The 14,179-nt window shown below is 64.1% G+C and carries 16 protein-coding genes; 2 read left to right on the top strand and 14 right to left on the bottom strand.

What is annotated here, in order from left to right; translation table 11 throughout:
* Positions 1 to 109 precede the first annotated feature (109 nt).
* Together IAE34_RS24545 and IAE34_RS01690 are read right to left on the bottom strand one after the other, a co-directional pair.
* Positions 110 to 490, bottom strand: a complete 381-nt coding sequence (locus IAE34_RS24545; protein ID WP_325100957.1) for an aldehyde dehydrogenase family protein — start codon at positions 488 to 490, stop codon at positions 110 to 112.
* A gap of 11 nt (positions 491 to 501) precedes the next feature.
* Positions 502 to 1,497 carry an aldehyde dehydrogenase family protein gene (locus IAE34_RS01690; RefSeq protein ID WP_325100956.1) on the bottom strand — a complete coding sequence of 332 codons (996 nt, stop codon included), beginning with the start codon at positions 1,495 to 1,497 and terminating at the stop codon, positions 502 to 504.
* Positions 1,498 to 1,817: 320 nt separating this feature from the next.
* Between IAE34_RS01690 and IAE34_RS01685 the strand changes: the two genes are divergently transcribed.
* Positions 1,818 to 2,234, top strand: a complete 417-nt coding sequence (locus tag IAE34_RS01685; RefSeq protein WP_200137124.1) for a cyclophilin-like fold protein — start codon at positions 1,818 to 1,820, stop codon at positions 2,232 to 2,234.
* A gap of 86 nt (positions 2,235 to 2,320) precedes the next feature.
* On the opposite strand, the gene soxR is transcribed toward IAE34_RS01685, so the two are convergent.
* The 4 genes from soxR to IAE34_RS01665 are packed head-to-tail and all read right to left on the bottom strand — an operon-like array spanning position 2,321 to position 4,398.
* The gene (gene soxR, locus IAE34_RS01680; protein ID WP_200137326.1) at positions 2,321 to 2,794 is read right to left on the bottom strand and encodes a redox-sensitive transcriptional activator SoxR; all 474 of its coding nucleotides are present in this window, start codon (positions 2,792 to 2,794) and stop codon (positions 2,321 to 2,323) included.
* A 42-nt stretch (positions 2,795 to 2,836) separates the two neighbouring features.
* Entirely contained in the window at positions 2,837 to 3,151 is a 315-nt protein-coding gene (locus IAE34_RS01675; RefSeq protein WP_200137123.1) for a tetratricopeptide repeat protein, read from the bottom strand.
* Positions 3,152 to 3,154: 3 nt separating this feature from the next.
* The gene (locus tag IAE34_RS24620; RefSeq protein ID WP_442793253.1) at positions 3,155 to 3,760 is read right to left on the bottom strand and encodes a flavin reductase family protein; all 606 of its coding nucleotides are present in this window, start codon (positions 3,758 to 3,760) and stop codon (positions 3,155 to 3,157) included.
* An 8-nt stretch (positions 3,761 to 3,768) separates the two neighbouring features.
* A complete protein-coding gene (locus IAE34_RS01665; RefSeq protein WP_200137121.1) occupies positions 3,769 to 4,398 on the bottom strand; it encodes a superoxide dismutase in 630 nt (209 codons plus the stop codon).
* Between the two features lie 233 nt (positions 4,399 to 4,631).
* On the opposite strand from IAE34_RS01665, the gene IAE34_RS01660 reads away from it, so the two are divergent.
* Entirely contained in the window at positions 4,632 to 5,558 is a 927-nt protein-coding gene (locus IAE34_RS01660) for an XdhC family protein (protein WP_233630863.1), read from the top strand.
* Between the two features lie 22 nt (positions 5,559 to 5,580).
* On the opposite strand, the gene IAE34_RS01655 is transcribed toward IAE34_RS01660, so the two are convergent.
* From IAE34_RS01655 to IAE34_RS01620, 8 genes are all read right to left on the bottom strand, one after another.
* Entirely contained in the window at positions 5,581 to 5,844 is a 264-nt protein-coding gene (locus IAE34_RS01655) for a DUF2789 domain-containing protein (protein ID WP_200137120.1), read from the bottom strand.
* Between the two features lie 14 nt (positions 5,845 to 5,858).
* Positions 5,859 to 6,470: a TetR/AcrR family transcriptional regulator gene (locus IAE34_RS01650; RefSeq protein ID WP_200137119.1), complete on the bottom strand. Its 612-nt coding sequence runs from the start codon at positions 6,468 to 6,470 to the stop codon at positions 5,859 to 5,861.
* Between the two features lie 309 nt (positions 6,471 to 6,779).
* Entirely contained in the window at positions 6,780 to 7,229 is a 450-nt protein-coding gene (locus IAE34_RS01645; protein ID WP_200137118.1) for a hypothetical protein, read from the bottom strand.
* Positions 7,230 to 7,257: 28 nt separating this feature from the next.
* A complete protein-coding gene (locus IAE34_RS01640) occupies positions 7,258 to 7,776 on the bottom strand; it encodes a patatin-like phospholipase family protein (protein ID WP_200137117.1) in 519 nt (172 codons plus the stop codon).
* Between the two features lie 354 nt (positions 7,777 to 8,130).
* Complete coding sequence (locus IAE34_RS01635; protein WP_200137116.1) at positions 8,131 to 8,976, bottom strand: universal stress protein; 846 nt, start codon at positions 8,974 to 8,976, stop codon at positions 8,131 to 8,133.
* Between the two features lie 66 nt (positions 8,977 to 9,042).
* On the bottom strand, positions 9,043 to 9,618 hold the full coding sequence (locus IAE34_RS01630; protein ID WP_200137115.1) for an acyloxyacyl hydrolase: 576 nt from the start codon (positions 9,616 to 9,618) through the stop codon (positions 9,043 to 9,045).
* Positions 9,619 to 9,621: 3 nt separating this feature from the next.
* Positions 9,622 to 11,109 carry an efflux transporter outer membrane subunit gene (locus IAE34_RS01625; RefSeq protein WP_200137114.1) on the bottom strand — a complete coding sequence of 496 codons (1,488 nt, stop codon included), beginning with the start codon at positions 11,107 to 11,109 and terminating at the stop codon, positions 9,622 to 9,624.
* A complete protein-coding gene (locus IAE34_RS01620; RefSeq protein ID WP_200137113.1) occupies positions 11,102 to 14,179 on the bottom strand; it encodes an efflux RND transporter permease subunit in 3,078 nt (1,025 codons plus the stop codon). The genes IAE34_RS01625 and IAE34_RS01620 overlap by 8 nt, the downstream gene beginning before the upstream one ends.

Raw genomic sequence — 14,179 nt, 5'->3', positions numbered from 1 at the left:
TCGTGTACAAGTAACGCGAACATCTGTTTGCCAGGGAGCAGCAACGGGACCACCCAGTGGGTTGCTCCATTGGGGGGCCGTTGCTCGCTGGGTCCTAAACTACTGAACGTCAGAACGCGCCGTCGATGTCGGTCACCGCGATCAGCTTGTGGTTGACGAACTCCTTGATGCCCAGGCCGACCAGCTCGCGGCCGTAGCCGGAGCGGCGCACGCCGCCGAACGGCAGGTCCGCGGCCACGCCGGTCGGGTGGTTGATGTAGACCATGCCGGTGGAGATCTTCTGCGCCACCTCAATGCCGTGCTTGATGTCGCGGGTGAACACCGAGCCGCCCAGGCCGAACGGCGAGCCGTTGGCGATGCGGATCGCGTCGGCCTCATCCTTGGCGCGGATCACCTGCGAGACCGGGCCGAAGAACTCCCAGCCGTAGGCCGGGTTGTCCTCGGTCATGGTCAGCAGCACCGGCTGGAAGAACGCGCCGGTGGACGGCACCTCCGCGCCGATCACCTCCACCGTGGGCCGTGCGCGACGGCCTGCTCGAGCTGCCGCTTCAGGTCGTCGCGCGCGCCCAGCGAGGACAGCGGCGCCAGCGTGGTGGACGCATCCAGCGGATCGCCGGCCTTCAGCTGCGCCACGCCGGCCTTGTACTTCTCCAGGAAGGCGTCGTAGACCTCGTCGACCACGATGATGCGCTTGGACGAGCAGCAGACCTGGCCGCTGTTCCAGTGGCGACCGGTCACCGCCCACTTCGCGGCCTTGTCCAGGTCGGCGTCGGCCAACACCACGAAGGCGTCGGCGCCGCCGAGCTCCATCGTCGACTTCTTCAGCGCGTTGCCGGCCTGGGCGGCGACGATCGCGCCGGCGCCTTCCGAGCCGGTCAGCGCCACGCCCTGCACACGCGGGTCCTCGATGATCGCCTTGACCTGGTCGCGATTGGCGTAGAGGTTGGTGAAGCCTCCCTCGGGCAGGCCGGCCTCGCGGAACAGCGCCTCGAACGCGGCCGCGCACTGCGGCACGTTGGAGGCGTGCTTGAGGATCAGCACGTTGCCGGCGGCCAGTTGCGGCGCGGCGATGCGCACGATCTGGTAGTACGGGAAGTTCCACGGCTCGATCGCCAGCAGGATGCCCTGCGGTTCGTGCTCGACCCAGGCCTCGGTGTAGGACGGATGCTTGCTCGGCAGCTTCTCCGGCGCCAGCAGCGTCTCGGCGTGCTCGACGTAGTACTCCAGGATCTGCGCCGACAGCTCGACCTCGCCTTCCGCCTCGCTCAGCAGCTTGCCCATCTCCAGGGTCAGAACCTTGGCGTAGTCGGTGTGGCAGGCGCGCAGCAGGTCGGCCGCCTTCTGCAGCACCTTGACGCGCTCGGTGATGGCCAGGTCCTTCCACGCGGCGAACGCGGCCTGGCCCTGGTCCAGGGCCTGGGCGACCTCGGCGTCGGTGGCATTGGGGAAGGTCTTGACGACCTGGCCGGTGTACGGGTTGGTGGTTGCATATGCCATGGGGGATTGCTCCGATACGATGGAAGAGAAATAGATAAGTCGGTGGATTTGGAATCGAGCGGCCAGTCTTGACCGATTGGACCATCCGGTCAGCACCACCTGTGCATCGCCATAGACGATGTTGCAGTTTTCGCGGGAGAGCAGGCTCTCTACGCCGCCGTAGCCCTTGCCTCGGCCGCAGAGGTTTGGGCGAAAAAACTGCAAGGGTGGAGGTTTGGGTTTTATGCGCGTAAGTTAAAATCCGATCAAAGCGTCAGGTCGCCCGTGCCATCGGTCGACCAGGAAAAATGAGGAGCATGAGAATGCTGGGAACGAGACTCATGAGCTTTGTGCTCACCGCCATGTTGCCTATATCGGCCATGGCCGAGGAAAGCGCGGCTGGTACGTTCAAGGTCAAGGTAACTGCCGGGCAACACGTACTCACGGCGACGTTCATCGACAATGCGACGAGCAGGGCTCTGGCGGCCAGGTTTCCACTGACCGTTCCCATGATGGATCTGTATTCTCGCGAGGTGGTCTACCGGTTCCCGGAGGCGCTTCCCGCAAATGAAACGAGCACCAGCGGATACGATGTCGGCGATATTGTCTATTGGACGCCCCGCCATAGCTTTGTGATCATGTACGAGCAAAATGGTGAGCGGATCAGTAATTTGCAGAAGGTTGGCCGTATTGATTCTGGCGTAGAAGTCTTCAAGCGCACGGGTGATATAGACGTAACGTTTGAGTTGTTGAAGTAGCACCATATCCGTCGTCCTTATTGAACAACCGGCAGTGGGCGAGGGTAGGTCATCGGCATATGAGCACGCCGGGTCACCCGCGCGGCCTATCTGTGCTCGACCCATAGGCGGGCGCCGGGTCCTTCCTGGCCGAGCACATCACCAGGGTTCCGTAAAGGACAGTCTTTCAGCGATAGACATCCACAACCGATACAGCTGTCGAGTTGATCCCGTAAGTGCATCAGGCTGGTGATCCGGTCATCGAGCATCTCACGCCATTCTGCGCTCAACGCGCGCCACTGCTTGCCTGTCACTGGGCCGGCAAGAAGCTTGTCCAAGTGAGCCTTGATGACGTCGAGCGGCAGGCCAGCGCGCTGCGCAACGCGAATGACTGCGACCAGTCGCAGCGTGCTGCGCGGGTACCGCCGTTGGTTTCCCGACGTCCGGGTGCTCTTGATCAGGCCCTTGTCTTCGTAGAAGCGCAGCGCCGAGACAGCTACTCCGCAGCGATTCGCAACCTCGCCGATTGTCAGGGTCGGTTCGGGCTCAGCCTTCTTTGTTCTTTGGACACCTTTCGCCATACCTTGCCCCTGTGCGCGTCTGAAGATACTGGACATCAAGAATCAACTTGCCCGAGTGAGTCTGCGCAAGAACACACTCATCTCTTTCTCCGCCTGTATATGCCCATTGTGGCGAGCAGCCGAAATGCCCGCCTCCCACGCCTGTTGCGCCGCAGATCGCTCATCCCTCACCAGTAGCGCCTTGCCGAGAAGCTTCCAGCCTGCGGTGTGGAATGGGTCGAGTTCGGTGCAGCGCCGCAAGTGTTCGACGGCACGCGCTGGATCATCATTGTCCAGATAGTGCTTTCCCAGGCCGAATCGCAGTAGCACGGAGTCGCGTCCCTGGGTCACCACGCGTTCCATCATCGACACGTCCATGCCTCAACGGCTCCCTTCTACCGGCTGGTCTTTCTGCTGTCCTGGCGCCAGTGAAGCGAAGCGCCCCCTGTGAAACACGAGGGGAGCACGACATTCCACATTGATGTGCAGAACCTCCCCAACGAATAGCAGGTGGTCGCCGATCTCCAACGTATGCCGATTCAAGCACACTAGGGTTGCGACAGCCTCATCAAACAGAAGGACCCCTTCCGGGCCTTCGATAGTTCGGCACTGCGCAAACTTTCCTGAGGCACCCGGTGCTGCGAATCGACGAGCTAGCGGTTCCTGGTCTGTCGATAGAAAGCTGATGCCGAAATGGCCGCATGTACGAAATGCGTCCAACATCGATGAGCGTGTGGACAGGTTCCATGTAATCAGCGGTGGATCGAGCGACACCGACGCGAAGGAGTTGATGGTCAAGCCAATAGACTCCCCGGCCATTGTCGTCGTTGTAACGATCGCGACTCCCGTGGGGAAGTGCCCCAGGACGTCGCGAAAACCCCGTGACGAGAATCGCCGTTCTTGCACGCTGCTCGACGCGATCGCATCCAAGGGGGACTCCACGTCCGCCGGCAAATCGCCAGCGGACGTGGAGACGCTATCGGGCATGAGGCTGTTCATTTACCCTTTGCTGCCTCGTAACGCCGCGCAACTTCTTCCCAGTTGATGATGTTGAAGAACGCAGCGATGTAATCGGGCCGGCGATTCTGGTAGTTCAGGTAGTAGGCGTGCTCCCAGACGTCCAAGCCCAGGATGGGGGTGCCACCCGACAGCCCGACGTAGTCTCCCATCAGCGGACTATCTTGGTTGGCGCTGCTCTCGACCAGAAGCTTGCCATCGCGGCCGACGGTCAACCACGCCCACCCGCTGCCGAAGCGGGTCTGCGCCGCCTTGGTGAATGCCTCCTTGAAGGCGTCGTAGCCGCCAAGCTCCGCGTCAATGGCCTTGGCCAAGTCGCCTTCTGCGTGGCCACCCTTGGCGCTGAGAACGGTCCAGAACAGAGCGTGGTTGGCATGGCCACCTCCGTTGTTGCGCACCGCCACCCTTGCCTTCTCGGGCAGACCGCCGATATCGGCGATCAACTGTTCGACAGGCATTTCCTCGATGCCAGCGTCCGCGACAGCGTTGTTCAGATTGGTGACATAGGTCTGGTGGTGTTTCGAGTGATGGATCTCCATCGTGCGCGAATCGAAATGCGGCTCCAGTGCGTCGTAGCCATAGGGCAGCGGGGGAAGAACGTAAGGCATGAGACTCTCCTGCAAGTTGAAATGCTAATGACACCTTCCGCGCCCATCAGCGCGAAGTCAGGTAATCCTGGGGTGCCCTGTGTTTATAAAGCCTCAACCTAACTTGAGGTCAAGGCCCGCCGAGCTTTTTTTTCGGCGGCATGCTTTCGTGTCTCTAAGTTAGACAGTTGGGGCGCGGTCAGGGCATTGACGGTGGCAGCGTCTTGCTCGGCGATCGTGTAGGGTTGTCCAGCATGACCGCCAGCTTCCCCCATCACCTCACGGATGACCCCATCTCGATCATTCGCTTTGCGGCAGACGCCCTTGAGAGAGGATTTCAGGCGGCAATCGTCACATTGGTTGAAGTCAGAGGCAGTTCATCACGTTCGTCGGGTGCCATGATGGCGGTTCGCGGCGATGGAAACTATGTTGGCTTCGTCTCGGGCGGTTGCGTCGAAGCGGCGGCTGCTGCCGAAGCGCTAGAGGCGATGGGCGAGGGCCGAGACCGGGACATACGTTATGGCCAAGGATCGCCCTACTTTGACATCGTCCTGCCTTGCGGAGGCGGCATCACGCTCGCCATCCACGTTCTGCGATCACTTGAACCGCTGCAGACTGCATTGGCAGCATTAGATGCAAGGCGCCCCGTTGCGCTCGTTTACCAGCCTCGGCGCGAAAGCCTGGATTGTGTAGAGCAAGTTGCCGGCACCGGGTGGCACGAGAACCGATTTATTACGGTCATCCGTCCCCCTATCTGCTTAGTGATCTATGGCAGGTCCATCGAAGTCGAGGCATTGTCTCGGCTGGCTCGGGCAGTTGGTTTCGAGGTACATGCCTACTCCACCTGTGATGAGGACGTCGCCCAACAGCTCATCGACGCTGACACAGCGCTCGCGGTGCTCTTTCACGATCCCGATCTTGAAATGCCTGCACTGCGCGCCGGCCTCGCCTCAGCGCCGTTCTATTTCGGGGCACTGGGCAGCAGCAGAGCACATCAGCGCAGGGGTGAGACACTGAGGCGACTTGGCTACTCCAGCGAGGATGTGGCGCGCATCAAAGCACCGATTGGGCTGTTTGCTCGCGCACGGGATTCGAGTTCGCTTGCGCTCTCGATCCTTGCAGACATCGCAGCAGCTCGGAGCATCGAATGGAGCGCGAGTGTCGCCCGGACAGATCGATAGTTCGGCCGGGTGCCAAGTACGCCTAGCTCGATAGGCGACCTCCGCCCTGAACGGCTTCCTCGTGCAAAGATTCATTCAGCTGATCCACCACGATAGCCCACGTGGCATCCGCCTTGATCTGTTCGGACAGGAACTGGCGCTGGGCGTCGGACCAGTATGGTGCCTCCGTAAATTCGACGCCGCTGGGCAATTGATGTGTGCCAATGAACTGCGCGATCGAGGCTTCATCGGCGGGCAGCCCGAGTTGAAGGAATAGGTTAGTCATGCGAGGTACTGGCTTGTTCATGGCTGCTCCTGGTTTCACTGTACGAGTACGCGCCGTGCAAGCTCGACGAGCTCACGCAAGCCGCCTTTGAGATCCTTGCCCATCACGGCCCGGTCATCGATGACGCCGATCATGCCCCGCTCGATGAAGATCGCGGCCTTGTAGGGATCCTTCACATTCCAAAGCTCCTTCTTCACGCCCTCGTGGATCAGTTGCACCAGATCCTCAAAGTGCTTGTTCCCCCGAGGTGACCACCGGAAACCCTCGCTGGAGAATGCGATGTCCTGACTGGGAAGCATCTGAACATAGGCCTCATAAGTCGCTTTGAGCCAGGCATCCAGACGAGCGAGTAAGTCGTCAGGGGGACACTTCGAAAGCGCGGCTGCGACGTAATCTTCAAAGTCCTCCATCACCGCGTCGTGTATTGCGAGCAGCAACGTGGCCTTGGAGTCGTAGTGGTGATAGAACGTACCCTTGGCGATGCCGGCCTTGCCGACGATGTCATCGATAGTTGTTTCATCGATACCTTTGCTGATGAACAACTCGGTTGCGACATCCAAGAGCATCCGGGCGCGCTTCACGCCACGCGCCTGAGGGCGTTTCGGCGCGGCACCGCTGGATGGCTGTTCATTGGCTTTCGTAGTCAAAATCTATCCTCTGGTGAGTATCGCCGTAAGTCGTCAGTTACAAGTGCACGTGCGCTTGAGCGCAAAAAATATCAAGTTTAGTTGAGCAATAGGCAAGTGAGGCGGGTGGGGACGACCGGAGGAGCCGCGATCCAGGCCGACGAGGGCCCGTTGCCATCGACGGTATGAACGCCGGGGGCTTGGCGCAAGAGGGGGAAGGCTGACGGGTAGCAGGTTCCACTTTGGATGCTGGGCGTCGCGATGCTGGCCCCGGTGCAGGGCAAGCAACCTGGGCAGATTTGCGACAGTACATGGCAACTGCGGGTGCGCTCATGGATGCATCCTCCAGCCGAAGAAGGCAAGCACGTCATCGCGACGCTGCAGGGTGTCGCGCTCGCCCAGCGCCATCAGCTCCTGGGTGAAGCGTGCCTCGAACAGGAGGTAGCTCGCCAGCGCTGCGCTGCGCAAATCACCGCTCGCGTTGGAGGAGCCGACTCCACGCAGCAAGGCGCGAACAGGCCTCGGCAGGTGTTTCTGATGGCGCGCGGCGATCTCATCGATACGTTCGCTCGGCGCGATGACCAGCGCCTGCACAGGTTTCAACGACATCGTACGACGCTGCTCCTCTGTCATCGAAGCCAACGTACGGTTGATCCGTTCCATGCGCTCGATGTCGACCCCCAGACTGTCCAGGAAGATGCTCGAGAGTGCATGCCCGCCCACTTGGGCCAGCGTCGGATAACCGCTGTCACGCACAATCCGTCCCCGCGGCTCATGCATGCGCCCGACACCGACGATGAGCAGGCGCTCAGCGCCCACATGGATCGCGGGCGAAATCGGCGCGGATGGCCAGCGCCCGCAGATGCCCCTGCGCCAGCATGCGCGGCAGTTGCTCCAGCGGTGTCCAGAACGGCAGCAGGCCTGCCAGTGGCGTGTTGTCCAGCAGCGAGCGAGGGCGAGGCCTGCGCCAGGGCGCGAGCATCCACCCTACGGACATCATGGTCAGCCACTGCGCACCGCTGCGGGCCACGCCCAACGCATCGGCGCGATAGATGTCCCCGGCGCGGAAGTCACGCCAGACCTCGGCGATCGCTTCGACTGCGGCGCTGAAGCGGTCCGACCGGCAGGCCAAGGCTGCGGCGTTGATCGCGCCGGCGGACGTGCCGCACAGGATGCCGAACGGGCTGGGCGTATCGGCGCCGCATGCCTCGCGGTGCAAGGCAGCCAGCGCCCGGAGCACGCCGACCTGATAGCCGGCCCGCGCGCCGCCGCCCGAGAGCACGAGAGCTGTCCGATCGGCGGAGGCGACGGTGCTGGCCGGCCTCATGGGCGCCAAGACCGCAGCGGTTGAGCCGCGGCGCCTGCGCGTGGTGTGCATGGCGTCGTTGTCCGCACAGAGGGAGGGGCCGCGGTGCCTGGCATCACACGGCCCAACCCACGAAATTAGAAGGCGCAGAGGGGGCGCTGCCCGCCTCTGCGCGCCGGCCGTCATCACGACGGTCGAGCCGCCTGGCTTGGCGGCAGGGATCAGCCTTGGGGGGAGACAAAGCCGATCCGATGCGCCATGCAAGGGGAACATGGCGCACAGGTGCCGGGGTGCTCGGTTCCGCGCGGCACCTGTCTGGAGATGGCGGGCCCTGTATGGCGCAAGGCTGCCAGAGCAATGCGGGCACTGCCATCGTCATCGGGAAATCAACAGCGGCACTGGCGTTTCGGACAGCAGTGCGCGGGTCACACCGCCCAGCAGCAGCTCGGACAAGCGCCCGCGGCTGTAGGCACCGATCACCAGCAGGTCCGCCCCGGCCGTCCCGATGAAGTCGAGGATCGCCTCGGCCACGGTCGCATCGCCGGATTCGATGCGCTCGACCTCCACCCGCGCGTCGTGGCGCGCCAGGTAGTGGGCGATGTCGGTCCCTGGCTCGGCACCATGGCGGTCAGGCGCCTCCTCGGCATCGATCACCAGCACCTTGACCCATTCCGAATGCGCGACGAAAGGCATGGCATCGCTGATGCCCTGGCGCGCCTCCCGGCTTCCGTTCCAGGCCAGCACGATGTGCCTGCCGACGTGTTCGCCCTGCCAGCGTTCCGGGATGATCAGGACCGGCGTGCCAGCGGCCAGCAGGATGCGGTCGGCGTGCAGTCCCGGCAGCGAGGGCGGCGGGGGGTGGGACACCAGGATGAGGTCGCAATGCAGCGCATGCGGCAGCAGCTCCAGTCGGTCGGTCTCGCGCCAAATGACCCGGAACTCGACGCGCAGGCCGTACTTCTGGGAGAGCGCGGTCAGATAGCGGCTGGCCGCCAGGGCCTTGCGCTCGTGCGCGGCGCGTACCCCCTCGATGACCTCGCGGATCGCCTGTTCGCCGACCGCAAAGCTGCCGCTGGTGGTGACCGCCGGGTTGGGCGCGCTGTAGATGCCGATCAGGTGCGCGCCATGCTCGCGCGCCAGGATCGCCGCCTGGTCGGCCACGCGCGAGCCGCGCTGGGTTTCATCGATCACGAAAGCAATGCTCTTGAGGCTGTTCAACATGGCAATCTCTCAGGTCGGGGTAGCGCGGGTGTTCGGAACGTCAACCGATGGGACACGCGTCAGGGCCTAGAACTCGGCGGCGAAGCGCAGGCGCACCAAGTCCTCGCCCGGATTGGGCTTCTTGATCCTGCCGTTGGACACATGCTGGGCACGCAGCGAGACCTCGTAGGCAGCTCCGCGCCCGAAGCGGTAGCCCAGCCCCAGCGCCTGCGTGAACTGGAAGGCGGTGCTGAAGCGGTGGCGGGGTGTCTCGTAGAGATCGTCGAACACGCTTGCACCCAGGCCTAGGTCGAGGAACCACCGGGAGGCGGACCCACCGATCGCGTGGCGCCAGACCGCCAGGCCGGCGAGCTGCGTGAAGTTCCGGTGCCCACCTTGCGCTCGGGGTGCTTGCCAGACGTTGACCGACAGGTCCCAATGCAAGGACATCGGGCCGGCGTTGCGGGGCAGCCAATCCGGCCCCCGCACCGGCACCAGCAAACCGATCGAACCCACCCGAGTTTTCTCCGCCTCCAGGGTGGTGCCGATGTCGCCGTAGAGGCGATACGCCGGACGGGCGTATGGAGGCTGTGCAAGCGCGGGCGGCGCGCAGCAGCCCAGTGCCAGCGAGGCTATTGCGGTGACTCGAGCGGGAACGTGCATGCGTCATCGCGGCTCGTCGGCCCGCAGGCTGACCGTCGAAGGCGCATCGCTGCGCCAGCCGCCGCCCAAGGTGCGGAACAGCGTTGCCAGTGCGATCTGCCGTTGCGTCTCGACCTGCACCAACGCCATCTGGCTGGCGAAATCGCTGCGCTGCGCATCCAGGAAGCGCAGGTGGTCGTCCGTGCCGCTGCGGTAGCGTGCCTCCGACAGCCGCAGCGTTGCGGCGCTGGACTCCGTCTGAGCGCGTTGCGCCGCCTCCTCGCGTCGCAGCGTGTCCGTGGCTGCGAGCGCGTCGGAGACTTCGCGGAAGGCCGTCTGAATGGACTGCTCATAGGCCGCGACGGCAATATCCTTGCGCACCTGTGCCAGGTCGAGGTTGGCGCTGTTGCGTCCCCCATCGAAGATCGGCAGCGTGATCTGCGGCGCGAAGGACCAGGCCCGCTGGCCGGACTCGAACAGGTTGGACAGTTCGGCGCTCGAACTGCCGAACAGCCCGGTCAGCGAGATGCGCGGGAAGAACGCCGCACGGGCAGCGCCGATGCTGGCGTTGCGGCCCTGCAGGCGGTGCTCGGCGGCCCGGATGTCCGGGCGCTGCGCCAGCAGTTCCGAAGGCGTGCCGGGCGCGAGATCCTGCACCAGCAGCGCGCCGGCGCTTGGGTAAGCCGGCAGCAATGAGCGGACATCGCTCACGCCCACCAACAGGGCCAGCGCATTGCTCGCCTGACGGAACTCGCGGTCGATTCGCTCCAGGTCCACCCGCACCTGCTGGGTCAGGCCCAAGGCCTCCTGGTAGTCGAGATCGGTGGCCGCTCCCAGGGAGCGGCGCTGCTCGACCAGCTTGAGCGACACCTCGCGCGCCTCCAGGGTTTTGGTTGCCAGCAGGTAGCGCTGCTGCGCACCGTCCCGAGTCAGGTAGGCCTGGATGACTTCGGCCACCAGGCTGATCTGCGCGCTGCGTGCGGCCTCTTCCGTGGCTAGGTACTCCTGCAGGGCCGCCTGGGAGAGGTTGCGCACACGCCCGAACAGGTCGATCTCGAAGGAGGCGAGTCCCACACCGGCTTGGTAGCTGCTCTGCACGGCGGGCATGCCCGGCGCGCGCAGATCCTCCGGCACGCGCTGGCGCGCACCGCTGCCTTCGGCCTGGATGCCCGGCAGGCGGTCGGCGCGCTGCACGCGGTACTGCGCGCGCGCCGCCTCGACGTTGAGCAGGGTCTGGCGCAGGTCGCGGTTGTTGACCAGCGACAGGTCGATCAGCTTGCGCAGCGTCTCGTCGGTGACGAAGGTCTGCCAGTCGAGCGTGGCCGCGGCGGATGCCGCAGGGGTTGCGGCCGCGCCGGGCTGCGAGGCGTCGGCGCCGTCGGTCCATTGCCCTGGAATGGGCGCGTCGGGCCGATGGTAGGTCGGCGCCAGCGAGCAGCCTGCCAGCAGCAGTGCCGCCGCCAGTGCGCCCAGCGCAGGCCGAGTCTGGGAAGGCATGAATGGATTACGCATGGTTCGGAACCTCCTCGGCCAGTTCGCGCTCGCGCTCGGACGCGGCCGCCGCGCGGTGATCGCGGGCCAACAGGGTGTAGATGGTGGGCAGCACGAACAGGGTGAACAGCGTGCCGATCAGCAGGCCGGCCACCACCACGATGCCGATGGAGTAGCGGCTGGCGGCACCGGCGCCACCGGCGAACAGCAGCGGGATCAGCCCGGCCACCATCGCGGCGGTGGTCATCAGCACCGGCCGCATACGGATCATGGCCGACTTCAGCATGGCGTCCATCGGGCTCAGGCCCTCGTGCTTCTGGATGTCGTTGGCGAAGGACACCATGAGGATGCCGTGCTTGGAGATCAGGCCGATCAGCGTCACCAATCCGATCTGGGTATAGATGTTCATGGTGGCGTAGCCCAGCCACAACGGCAGCAGCGCACCGCAAATCGCCAGCGGCACCGTCACCAGGATCACCAGCGGGTCGCGGAAGCTCTCGTACTGCGCGGCCAGTACCAGGAAGATCACGATCAGCGCGAAGCCGAACGAGACGATCAGGCGGTTGCCTTCCTTGACGAACTGGCGGCTATCGGAGAGCCAGTCGACCTGAGACCCCGGCGGCAGCGGCTGCGCCTTGAGGAAGTCGACCGCTTGACCCATGGTGACACCCGGCATCAACACCGCCGACAAGGTGGCCGAGTTCATCTGGTTGAACTGAGGCAGTCGATTGGCCTGCGGCTGGACCTCCACATCGACCACGGTGGACAGCGGCACCAGCCGTCCTGACTCGGCGCGCACGTAGTACCCGGTCAGGTCGTCCGGTGCGCGCCGCTTGGCCTGAGGCACTTGCGCGATGACGTCGTAGGAACGGTCGAACCAGTTGAAGCGGTTGATGTAGTTCTCGCCGACCAGCACAGCGAGGGTATCGGCGACCTCGCTCATGGTCACGCCCATCTCGCCCGCCTTGGAGGCATTGATGCTCAGCCGCGCTTGCGGACTGTCGAAGGCCAGGTCGCTGTCGACGAAGGCGAACAATCCGCTGCCCCACGCAGCGCCCTTGATCGCTTCCAGGGCCTGGTAGATCTCCTGGAAGTCCGCGGGCGAGCGCAGCACCATCTGCACAGGAAGGCCGTCGCTGCCTGCTGGCAGCGCTGCTGGCTGGAACGCGGTGACAAAAGACCCGGTGATGTTGGCGCTGCGCCCGTTGAGCGCACCCTCGACCTGGCTGGCCGTCATCTGTCGTTCCGTCCAGGGCTTGAGCACGATCCCACCAAAGCCGACGTTCTGGCCGTTGAAAGCATTGACCATGAAGCTGCTCTGGTAGTCAGGGAACTCGCGGAACACCTTCTCGACGGCCAGCCCAGTGCGCTCGGTGTAGTCCACATTGGCGTACTGCGGCGATTTGGTTTGCACGAACACGTAACCCTGGTCCTCGCCCGGCGCCAGCTCGCGCTGCACGCCGAGGAACAGCACCACGATGCCACCCAGCACGACGGCGCAGACGATCAGCACCGCGGCGCGGGCGTGCAGCACATGGGAGAGCAGGCGGCCGTACGCGGTCGAGAGCTTGTGCATCGTGCGCTCGACGGCCTGGGCAAAGCGGCCCTCGTTCATCTGCGCGTTGAGCATGTAGCTGCTCATCATCGGCGAGAGGGTCAGCGCCACCACGCCCGAGACGATCACCGCGCAGGCCAGCGTGAAGGCGAACTCCTTGAACAGCGCGCCGGTGATGCCGCCCATCATGCCGATGGGTGCATAGACGGCTGCAAGGGTGATGGTCATGCCGATGACCGGCCAGACGATTTCGCGTGCGCCGACGATGGCGGCTTTGGCCGGTGAAAGCCCCTCCTCAATGTGCCGGTGGATGTTCTCCACCACCACGATGGCATCGTCCACCACCAGGCCGATGGCCAGCACCATCGCCAGCAGCGTCAACAGGTTGATCGAGAAGCCGAAGGCCAGCATCAGGGCGGCTGCGCCGACCAGCGACAGCGGGATGGTGACGATGGGAATGATGACCGCGCGGAACGTGCCCAGGAACAGGAAGATGACGACCACCACGATGACCACGGCTTCCAGCAGGGTCTTCATCACCTCGTCGATTGAGGCGTTCACGAATCGGGCCGTGTCGAAGACGTTGATGACCTTCATACCGGGCGGCGCGGCACGTTGCAGATCGGGCAGCAAAGCGTTGACGCCTTCGACGATCTCCAGCGGGTTGCCGTCGGGCGTGGGTGAGATCGACAGCGCGACGCTGCGCGCGCCGCTGCTGAGGAAGCCGCTGTCGTAGTTCTGTCCGCCCAGCTCCACCGTGGCGACGTCGCCCAGGCGGACCACGCTGCCGATGGCGCGCTTGATCACCAGGTCTCGGAAGTCCTGGATGCTGCGCATGTCGGTGGCGGCGGTGATCGGAATCAGGTTGTCCTTACCGCGCAAGGCGCCCGGCGCTGCCTGCACGTTGTTGGCGCGCAAAGCGGTGGCGAGGTCGCCTGCGGTCAGGCCACGGGCGGCCAGCTTGATCGGGTCGACCCACAACCGCATGGCAAAGGTCTGGCCACCGCCGGTGTCCGCGGATGCCACGCCCGACACCGAGGTGATCTGCGGCTGTGCCACGCGGGTGATGAAGTCGGTGATCTCGGGAATGGTCTGCTCGTCGCTGACGAAGGCCAGGTACTGCACCGCCGACACGCCATCGGTGATCTTCTTGATCTCCGGGTCGAATGCGCCTTCGGGGAGCCGGTACTTGACCTGCTGCACCTTGGCCAGCACTTCGGTCATGGCACGGTCGGCATCAGCGTTGAGTACCAGCTTGGCCTTGATCTCGCTCTTGCCGAGCGTCGAGGTCGAGGTCAGGTACTCGATGCCATTGGCGCTGGCGATGGCCTGAGCGATGGGCGTGGTGACAAAGCCCTGCATCACGTCTTGCGACGCGCCAGGGAAGTTGGTCGTGACCACGATGGTCGCGCTCTCCATGGCCGGGTACTGTCGCGTGGGCAGCGAGAACAGTGCCGCCAGCCCTGTCAGCAGGATGAGCATGCTCAGCGTGATCGATAGGATCGGTCGCTTGATGAAAAGGTCGGTGAAGGTCAT

It is taken from the genome of Pseudomonas sp. S30 (assembly GCF_016518545.1).
GTDB lineage: Bacteria > Pseudomonadota > Gammaproteobacteria > Pseudomonadales > Pseudomonadaceae > Aquipseudomonas.
The sequence above is the reverse complement of the archived record's forward strand: the minus strand, read 5'-3'. Positions and strand labels throughout refer to the sequence as shown.

Excerpts from the sequence above, each read along its gene's own strand:
- IAE34_RS01685 (WP_200137124.1), top strand. The coding sequence starts at position 1,818 with ATGAGCTTTGTGCTCACCGCCATGTTGCCTATATCGGCCATGGCCGAG.
- IAE34_RS01645 (WP_200137118.1), bottom strand. The coding sequence starts at position 7,229 with ATGCATGAGCCGCGGGGACGGATTGTGCGTGACAGCGGTTATCCGACG.
- IAE34_RS01660 (WP_233630863.1), top strand. The coding sequence starts at position 4,632 with ATGACCGCCAGCTTCCCCCATCACCTCACGGATGACCCCATCTCGATC.
- IAE34_RS01625 (WP_200137114.1), bottom strand. The coding sequence starts at position 11,109 with ATGCGTAATCCATTCATGCCTTCCCAGACTCGGCCTGCGCTGGGCGCA.
- IAE34_RS01640 (WP_200137117.1), bottom strand. The coding sequence starts at position 7,776 with ATGAGGCCGGCCAGCACCGTCGCCTCCGCCGATCGGACAGCTCTCGTG.
- IAE34_RS01675 (WP_200137123.1), bottom strand. The coding sequence starts at position 3,151 with ATGGACGTGTCGATGATGGAACGCGTGGTGACCCAGGGACGCGACTCC.
- IAE34_RS01630 (WP_200137115.1), bottom strand. The coding sequence starts at position 9,618 with ATGCACGTTCCCGCTCGAGTCACCGCAATAGCCTCGCTGGCACTGGGC.
- IAE34_RS01620 (WP_200137113.1), bottom strand. The coding sequence starts at position 14,179 with ATGACCTTCACCGACCTTTTCATCAAGCGACCGATCCTATCGATCACG.
- IAE34_RS24620 (WP_442793253.1), bottom strand. The coding sequence starts at position 3,760 with ATGCCCGATAGCGTCTCCACGTCCGCTGGCGATTTGCCGGCGGACGTG.
- IAE34_RS01690 (WP_325100956.1), bottom strand. The coding sequence starts at position 1,497 with ATGGCATATGCAACCACCAACCCGTACACCGGCCAGGTCGTCAAGACC.
- soxR (WP_200137326.1), bottom strand. The coding sequence starts at position 2,794 with ATGGCGAAAGGTGTCCAAAGAACAAAGAAGGCTGAGCCCGAACCGACC.
- IAE34_RS01635 (WP_200137116.1), bottom strand. The coding sequence starts at position 8,976 with ATGTTGAACAGCCTCAAGAGCATTGCTTTCGTGATCGATGAAACCCAG.
- IAE34_RS01665 (WP_200137121.1), bottom strand. The coding sequence starts at position 4,398 with ATGCCTTACGTTCTTCCCCCGCTGCCCTATGGCTACGACGCACTGGAG.
- IAE34_RS01655 (WP_200137120.1), bottom strand. The coding sequence starts at position 5,844 with ATGAACAAGCCAGTACCTCGCATGACTAACCTATTCCTTCAACTCGGG.